General features: G+C 64.1%; 8 protein-coding genes and 1 riboswitch. Of the genes, 4 read left to right on the top strand and 4 right to left on the bottom strand.

Annotation, left to right across the window (positions count from 1 at the left end; translation table 11 throughout):
• Positions 1–94: 94 nt before the first annotated feature.
• Together EOA27_RS14450 and EOA27_RS14445 are read left to right on the top strand one after the other, a co-directional pair.
• On the top strand, positions 95–1,489 hold the full coding sequence (locus EOA27_RS14450) for a tetratricopeptide repeat protein (RefSeq protein ID WP_245491092.1): 1,395 nt from the start codon (positions 95–97) through the stop codon (positions 1,487–1,489).
• 23 nt (positions 1,490–1,512) lie between these two features.
• A complete protein-coding gene (locus tag EOA27_RS14445; protein WP_126083387.1) occupies positions 1,513–2,280 on the top strand; it encodes a hypothetical protein in 768 nt (255 codons plus the stop codon).
• A 61-nt stretch (positions 2,281–2,341) separates the two neighbouring features.
• On the opposite strand, the gene EOA27_RS14440 is transcribed toward EOA27_RS14445, so the two are convergent.
• From EOA27_RS14440 to EOA27_RS14425, 4 genes are all read right to left on the bottom strand, one after another.
• Entirely contained in the window at positions 2,342–3,352 is a 1,011-nt protein-coding gene (locus EOA27_RS14440; protein ID WP_126083388.1) for an ABC transporter substrate-binding protein, read from the bottom strand.
• Position 3,353: 1 nt separating this feature from the next.
• Positions 3,354–4,121, bottom strand: coding sequence for an ABC transporter ATP-binding protein (locus EOA27_RS14435; protein WP_126083389.1), 768 nt, complete (start codon positions 4,119–4,121; stop codon positions 3,354–3,356).
• On the bottom strand, positions 4,118–4,987 hold the full coding sequence (locus EOA27_RS14430; protein WP_126083390.1) for an ABC transporter permease: 870 nt from the start codon (positions 4,985–4,987) through the stop codon (positions 4,118–4,120). The genes EOA27_RS14435 and EOA27_RS14430 overlap by 4 nt, the downstream gene beginning before the upstream one ends.
• 238 nt (positions 4,988–5,225) lie before the next feature.
• On the bottom strand, positions 5,226–5,834 hold the full coding sequence (locus tag EOA27_RS14425; RefSeq protein WP_126083391.1) for a YkoF family thiamine/hydroxymethylpyrimidine-binding protein: 609 nt from the start codon (positions 5,832–5,834) through the stop codon (positions 5,226–5,228).
• Positions 5,825–5,937, bottom strand: a riboswitch (TPP riboswitch). It overlaps the preceding gene by 10 nt.
• A 196-nt stretch (positions 5,938–6,133) precedes the next feature.
• Between EOA27_RS14425 and EOA27_RS14420 the strand changes: the two genes are divergently transcribed.
• Together EOA27_RS14420 and EOA27_RS40690 are read left to right on the top strand one after the other, a co-directional pair.
• Positions 6,134–7,222, top strand: coding sequence for a GSU2403 family nucleotidyltransferase fold protein (locus EOA27_RS14420; protein WP_126083392.1), 1,089 nt, complete (start codon positions 6,134–6,136; stop codon positions 7,220–7,222).
• Positions 7,215–7,428, top strand: a 214-nt coding sequence (locus EOA27_RS40690) for a hypothetical protein (RefSeq protein WP_189562031.1), incomplete at its 3' end; no start/stop codon positions are given. The genes EOA27_RS14420 and EOA27_RS40690, both read left to right, overlap by 8 nt.

The raw sequence follows: 7,428 nt of genomic DNA, 5'->3' as shown, positions 1-7,428 counted from the left end.
GGCCTATTTCGGGCGCGGCGGCGCCTTCGCCGCCAAGGGCGACTACGACCAGGCGATCGCCGATTTCGACCAGGCGCTGAAGCTCGATCCGAAGATGACGGTTGCCCGCGAAGGCCGCGAACTGGCACTGGCGGCGAAAGGCAAGGCCGCAGCCTCCCAACCAACCGGCCGGCTTCCGAACAAGGCAGCGGAAGACGCTATCGAAGCGGGCGATATCTGGCGCGGTCAAAACCAACTCGACCGCGCGCTTGAGCAGTACGGCATGGCGATCGCCGCCGACCCATCCAATGCCCGCGCCCATACCTTGCGCGGCTTTACCTATACGCTGAAGGGCGATTCCGACCGGGCGTTGGCCGACCACAACAAGGCAATAGAGCTCGATCCCAAGTCTACCGACAGCTATTTCAATCGTTCTCTCATCTGGCGACAGAGGGGCAAGATCGACCGCGCCATCGCGGATCTGACCACCATCATTTCGTTGCAACCGAACAATGTCGACGCTTATGTGCTGCGCAGTCGAGCCCTGTCTGTAAAACACGATTGCGAGGGCATCATCGCCGATTCGACAAAGGCGATCGGACTGAAGCCAACGAATGCCGAAGCATGGTTCAACCGCGGATTCTGCTGGAACAGGAAGAAGCAATACGACCGCGCCATCGCGGATTTCGATGAAACCTTGCGTCTCGATCCAAACTACACAAATGCCCGCAAGGAGCGCGACGATGCGGCTGCGGCGAAGGCTTCATACAAGTCAACGACTGCCGACGCCGCGGCGATGGACGACGCCACCAAGAGCGGCATAGCCCTGTACAACAAGGGTCAATACGATCTTGCAATCGCAAAATTCGACCATGCCATAGCGATCGATCCCCACAACGCTGAGGCTTTTGGGTATCGCGGTCTCGCGTGGGGACAGAAGGACAATTACGATCGAGCCATAACCGACTATGGCAGCGCGATCGCGATCGAGCCAAAAAACAGCAGCTATTATTCCGCTCGCGCTTTCGCCTGGACGGCCAAGAACGACCACAAACGTGCCATCGACGATTTCGGCAAGGCGATCGAGTTCGATTCCACCTATGCCTCGAACTTTCATGGTCGAGGCATCAGCCGAATGATCATCGGGGATTACGATGGCGCGATCGCAGACTATGGCAAGGCCATCGAACTCGATCCGAACGTTGCCAAGGTGCATGTCGATCGTGGAATTTTGTGGGTAGTCAAAGGCGACTTGAAGCAAGCCCAGGCCGACTTTGAGACGGCTATCCGAATCGACCGGAACAGCCCCGGCGGCTACTACGGCAGAGGCCTTCTGCGGGCGCGAGCGGGCGACCAGGACGGGGCAATCACCAGCTTCAATCAAGCCATCAAGCTTTACCCCAGATATGCAGATGCTTACACCGCCCGAAGCCTGGCTTGGGCAGCCAAGGGCGATTTGAAACGCGCCAAGGCCGACCGTAAGAAGGCGCTGACCCTCGGGGGAAATTGAACGGGGATCGGGAGGGCCGGCGAATGTCACCTTGGAAATGGTTGCAAGTGGTGGCGGTCATCCCCGTGAGCATCGTTGGGGCTGACGTGATGCCAACGACGTTCGGCGGCGGACATCACCACTATCAGTCTGTGGCGATGCCGCCCCGGGCGCTGGCCACCGCCGACATCGATGCCGAGATCCGGAAGCAGAATCTCGGGATCTTCGAGGCCATCGCCCGGGAATTTCCGGACGACTACGATGCGATGCTGCGTAAGATCACTGCCGCGGCCCAGGCTGGAAACCAAACAGAAGTGCGCAATATCAGCAGGCAGGCGGTCGCCGATCTCAGGCATAGATACGCGCCGCTCCTGCCCACGACCCCCGACAGCAATGCTTCGGAAGTGCTTTCGGCGCAACTCGACATGCTCAATCATGTCATGGCGCGCGAGACGCCGGCCACCTGCAACAATTACCTGCGCAACGGGCCGGACGCGATCAATGCACCCGGCCACGATTTCCTGGCTGACCTGGACAGGATCGGCGCCACGCTGTTCCGCGCCTACGGCGCCGCCAAAAGAAGCCGCCTGCCGGCGGCTGTGCCCAGCGATCAGGATTGGTCGCTGGTCGCCGACGTTTTCACAAAAATCGGCGGCACGCCGGCAGAGATGGAGGCTATCTCAAACGCCAACCAGGACTTTCCAGGCCTGTGTCCGGCCATGGCGAAATTCTATGAGGCCGCCCTGTTGCTGCAAGGCGAAGCTGGGTGGCACATCAAAACCGCGCTCCTTCGCGCCATCGTCGAGAATTAGGCTCCGCACCGGATTTCCCGCAAAGGCCAGCGCAAAGCCGCGTTCCTTCGGCGCTTGGCCCCTACTCCAGAAACTCGTTCGTAAAGTATGCGCCCAGATCCGGCTTGTCCTTCAGCGCCTTGCCGTTGCCGTCGAGCAATATCCCCGAGGCGAACAGATAGCCGCCCATAGCTTCCATCTTCGCCTTGTCCATGGTGCCGATGGCGCCGGCCGCACTTTTCAGGAAATGGCCGTCGTTGAGCGCCTTCAGCGATGCATCGATCAGCGCCGTGTTGGTGAGCGTGTCCTGGTTGGCGGCGACCAGCAGCTCGCCTGCCTCCTTCGCGTGGTCGACGGCGAAGGCATAGCCGGCCCGCGTCGCCTGGACGAAGGCGGCGGCGGCCTTTGGATTGGTGGCGAGGAAGGCGTTGCTGGAAACGATCAGCGTCGTGTGCTCGTCCGGCACGCCGTAATCGGCGTAGCGGAAGCTGCGCTGCTTGAGGCCTTTCAGCTCGGCCTCGACGCCTTCCCAGGTCGAGACTTCCAGCGTGAAATCGACCGCGCCATTGGCCAGCGCCTCGTAGGCCGAGGTGCCCAGCGTCACGGTGGAAAAATCGCCCTTGCCGCCGTCCTGGCGGATGATGGTCTGCAACAGCGCGTTCTCCCAGGCGCTGCCGAAGCCGCCATAGGTCAGGCCGTCGAGATTCTTCGGGCTTTTGATGGCGGCGCGGTCGGCGTTGAAGACGACGCGGCCGGTTTCCGACTGGACGACGGCATAGACGGCCTTCAGGTCGGCGCCGGCGCTCTTTTGCGTGAACAGGCCGAGCGAACCCGAAATGCCGAAATCGGCAACGCGGTTGGCCACCAGCGTGCCCGAGCCGGTGTCGCCATAAGGCAGGATTTCGACGTCCAGCCCCGCGTCGCGGTAAAAGCCTTTGTCGCCGGCAACGAACAGGCCGATGTGGTTGGTGTTGACGGTCCAGTCGAGCGCGACGGTGATTTTTTGCGCGGCGGCCCGGGCCTGCGTAACGGCCCCGGCAAATGGCAGGCTGGCGGCCAGGAACAGCGCCTGCCGGCGGGTGAAGTCGGTCATTTCATTTCTCCATCGGATGGTCGGGAATTGGGGTCGGCTGACCAAGCAGCGTGTCGAGGATGCCGGCCTCGATCGCGGCCGCCTCGCGGGCGAGCGCGGCGCTTTCGGTACGCGGGCGCGGCAGCGGCACCGCCACCTCACGCACCACGCGCGCGGGCCGCGCCGAAAGCACATAGATGCGGTCGGACAGAAGCACCGCCTCGCGCACGTCATGGGTGATCAGCAGCGCCGTCCAGCGGTGGCTTCGCCACATGCCTTCGAGCCAGCGCTGCATGGCCGCCCGGGTCAGCGCATCGAGCGCGCCGAACGGCTCGTCGAGCAAAAGCATGTCGCGCTGCTGCACCACGGTGCGCAGCAGCGCCGCGCGCTGGCGCATGCCGCCCGACAGCTCGGCCGGCCAGGCGCGCTCGAAGCCGGCAAGGCCGAATTCGGCGAACAAGGGCGCCACGCGCTCGCGCGCGGCCCGGCGCGTCATCCCCTGCACTTCAAGCCCCAGCGTGGCGTTGTCGATGACGCGCCGCCACGGCATCAGCGCGTCGCGCTGCGGCATGAAGGCGAAGCGGGCGCCATCGAGCGGCGCGCCGTCGAAACGCATCTCGCCCTCGCCCCGGATCGCGCCTGTGAGGAGCTGAAACAGCGTCGACTTGCCGGCGCCGGAGGGGCCGAGGATCGACACGAACTCGCCTGCGCCGACATCGAACGAAACGCCGCCAAGAACCTCGAGCGCGCCGAAGTTTTTGCGCACATCGCGAAGCTCGAGCCGGGTCATGGCCGGTGCCCGGAGGGTTCGGCCTTGCGGTCGGCCCTCTCCCAGGGCATGGCGAGGCGCTGCACCAGGACGGCGAGGCCGAACAATGCCAGCGTCAGCGCCGAGCTGACGGCAACGGCGGCAAGCACGAGGTCGGGCCGAAAGTTGTTCTTGGCGCTGAGCATGTAGATGCCCAGCCCCTTCGCGGCGCCCGCATATTCGGCGAAGATCGCGCCCACCACCGCATAGGTGATGGAGATGCGCAGTCCGGCGAAGAAATAGGGCATCGCCGACGGCAGCCGCGCCAGCCAGAATATGCGCGAGCGCCCTGCCCCCATGGCGGCAAGCATCTGGCTTATTTCGGCGCTTGTCGCGGCATAGCCTTCGACCAGCGCCACCATCTTCGGGAAGAAGGTGACCAGCGCGACCAGCAGGATCTTCGGCAAGAGGCCGAAGCCGAACCACAAGGCCACCAGCGGCGCGATCGCCACCAGCGGCAAGGTCTGGCTGGCGATCAGCAGCGGAAACAGCGCGCGGCGCAGCGGGGCCAGGAAGTCGACCAGCGCCGAAAGCACGAAGGCGGCGGCGAGCGAGCAGGCGAAGCCGGCAAGCGTGGCGCGGATGGTGGGAAGCGTGTTTTCGGCGAGTGCCGCGCGGTTCTCCCAGGCCTGCGCCAGCACGCGGGACGGCGCGGGGAGCACGGTGGGCGCAAGGCCGCCGAGACGGGCGTAGAGCTCCCAGGCGAGGAGCAGCAACGCAAACGCGAGGGCGGCGGGAGCGATTTTGGCGAAGGTCGCCGTGAGAGCCAATCTCCCCCCTTGTGGGGGAGATGTCCGGCAGGACAGAGGGGGGCGCGAAGGAACGCCTCCCTGCGAAACTTGCCCCATAGCATCCGACGAAGGCTGCGCTTGCGAACGCCTGACATGCCGGCGGGACAGCGCCCCCCTCTGCCTTGCCAGGCATCTCCCCCACAAGGGGGGAGATTGGCCTTCACCTCGGCTTTCGCCAATGGCCGAAGGCTGCGCTCCCTCTTCAGAGAGGCGGTCAGATATGGGGCCCTCTCCCCCATGCAATAGGTCATACCAAACAGCCACGATAACTCTCCTAGACAGCTCGAGCTTGCGCTCAAACCGCGGTCGGGCTGTTGGCCGAGATGGTGATGTCGAGGGTCACATGCCCCGCGCCGGATCCGAAGCGGCAGAAGGCTTCGTTGAGCGTGGCAAACACTGCGCCGGCGTCGCCGCGCAGCCTGGTGCAGAAGTTCTTGGAACGGTCGAACACGCCGGACTGTTTCAGGAAGTCGATGCAGCCATAGATCTCGTCCATGTGATCGCCCGTGCCCATCACATAGAGCGAGAATTGCGCCGCCACCGCCTGGTCGGTCGAGGGCGTCGACCGCACGGCGCCGAGCGCCGCGCGTTTGCGCTCGTCGAGCGGGACCGCCGGGCCGCCGATCTCGTCGGAACGGCAGATCGGGTCGTCCGGCTCGCCGGGGCAGCCGCGCGAGACGGCGGCCGACAGCACGCAATGCTTGCCGCTTTTGGCCGCCGCCACGAAGAGGTCGCGCATCGCCGGGAACAGCACTTCGGGCGGCCCGACCAGCAGCGTCGAGATGTCGTCGGTCTCGATCCTCAGCCTGTCGCGGTAAGGATCGAGCGCGCCCAACGCGCCGAGGATGACGCCGACGAAATCGTCGGCCATGGGATAAAGGGAAATCTGTGCGCCGGAAAACATGGCCCGCCTCGCTCCGCTGGTATTATCCAGATCAGCTTTAGGGTCCGGAGGCTTGCCGCCACCATCTCAGCCCCGACCGTACGGAGCACCCCTGTGGATGGGCGCGTTAAAGCACTGTTTGCCAGGTTGGGGAAGCGGTTTTTTGCGACGCCAATTGGGCCACGAGTTTCATCTCCCCTAGGGGAGATGCCGGTGGTTATAAGATTTTCACGAATTTCTTATAACGAACTTGCAATCGACTTGGCGGCGCGCAATTATAAGAAAATTTCAGGAATCTTATAACGCACAATAGCAGCGCCATGAAGACCATCGACCTCGCCTACCGCACCCTCTACGCCGAGTTGGTGCAGCGCAGCCTCGATGCTTCCTTCGAGACGGATTTCTCGACGGCGGGCAATTTCGTGCGCGTGCCGGTGAAGGGCCGCGACTACTGGTATTTCGAGGAAACCCGCCCCGAGAAAAAGAGGCGTTATGTCGGTCCGGCCGAGGATCCCGAGATCGCCAGTCGGGTTGCGGCCTTCAGGGAGATCAAGGGCGACCTCAAGAGCCGCCGCAAGCTGGTCTCCACGCTTGTCCGCGATGCCGGCCTGACCGCACCCGAGACCTTCACCGGCGATGTCGTCGAGGCGCTGGAAAAGGCGGGGCTCTTCCGGCTGCGCGCGGTGCTGGTGGGCACCGTCGCTTTCCAGACCTATGCCGGGCATCTCGGGGTGCGATTGCCGGGTGCCGCGCTGCAGACAGGCGATGCCGATTTCGCACAGTTCCATTCCGTTTCGGCCGAAGTGGAAGACAGCATGCCGCCGGTCATCGACGTGCTGAAGGCAGTCGATCCGACGTTTCGCGAAATCCCGCACCGGACCGATGCCGGCCGCGCGACGCAGTACGAGAACGCCTCGCGCTACCGGATCGAGTTCCTCACCCCCAACCGCGGCAGCGACGAGCATGCCGACCGCGCCAGCCTGATGCCTTCGCTCGGCGGCGCCTCGGCGCAGCCGCTGCGCTTCCTCGATTTCCTGATCCGCGACCCGGTGAGGACGGTGCTGCTGCATCGCTCCGGCGTGCCGGTGCTTGTCCCCTCGCCCGAACGCTTCGCCGTTCACAAGCTGATCGTGGCGACCCGCCGCGAGCGAGGCGCGGCGGCGAAGCGGGAGAAGGACCTGCATCAGGCGGGCCTGCTGGTCGAGGCGCTGGATACGACGCGCCGACAGGATGACCTTGCACTGGCTTTCGCGGAAGCGTGGGAGCGCGGCGACGCCTGGCGGGACGCATTGCGGAAGGGCTTGAGCCTGCTGAAGCCGGACAGGCATGAGATGGTCCAGTCGATCTTGGGGCGAGCGCTTGGCGAAATCGGCGTGCAGCTCGAAGGCTTTCCGATGCGGATTGCCTGATCTCAACCTCAAGACGAAGCATATCGTTCAAATTGTACGAACCGCGCTTGACCTGACTTCGTACATAAAGTACGATGCTTTCTTTGAGGGAATCTGCTTGAACACCGCGAACCATGCCGCTTTTGCCGACCTCTCCCGCCCTTTGCTGTCACCGCTGCCGCTCACCGAGCGCGAGCGCCTCGCCGGCGCCTGGCGCATGGCCAGCC

Source organism: Mesorhizobium sp. M2A.F.Ca.ET.037.01.1.1, assembly GCF_003998075.1.
GTDB lineage: Bacteria > Pseudomonadota > Alphaproteobacteria > Rhizobiales > Rhizobiaceae > Mesorhizobium.
Note: the sequence above shows the minus strand (reverse complement) of the source record. Positions and strands in the feature narration are given on the sequence as shown.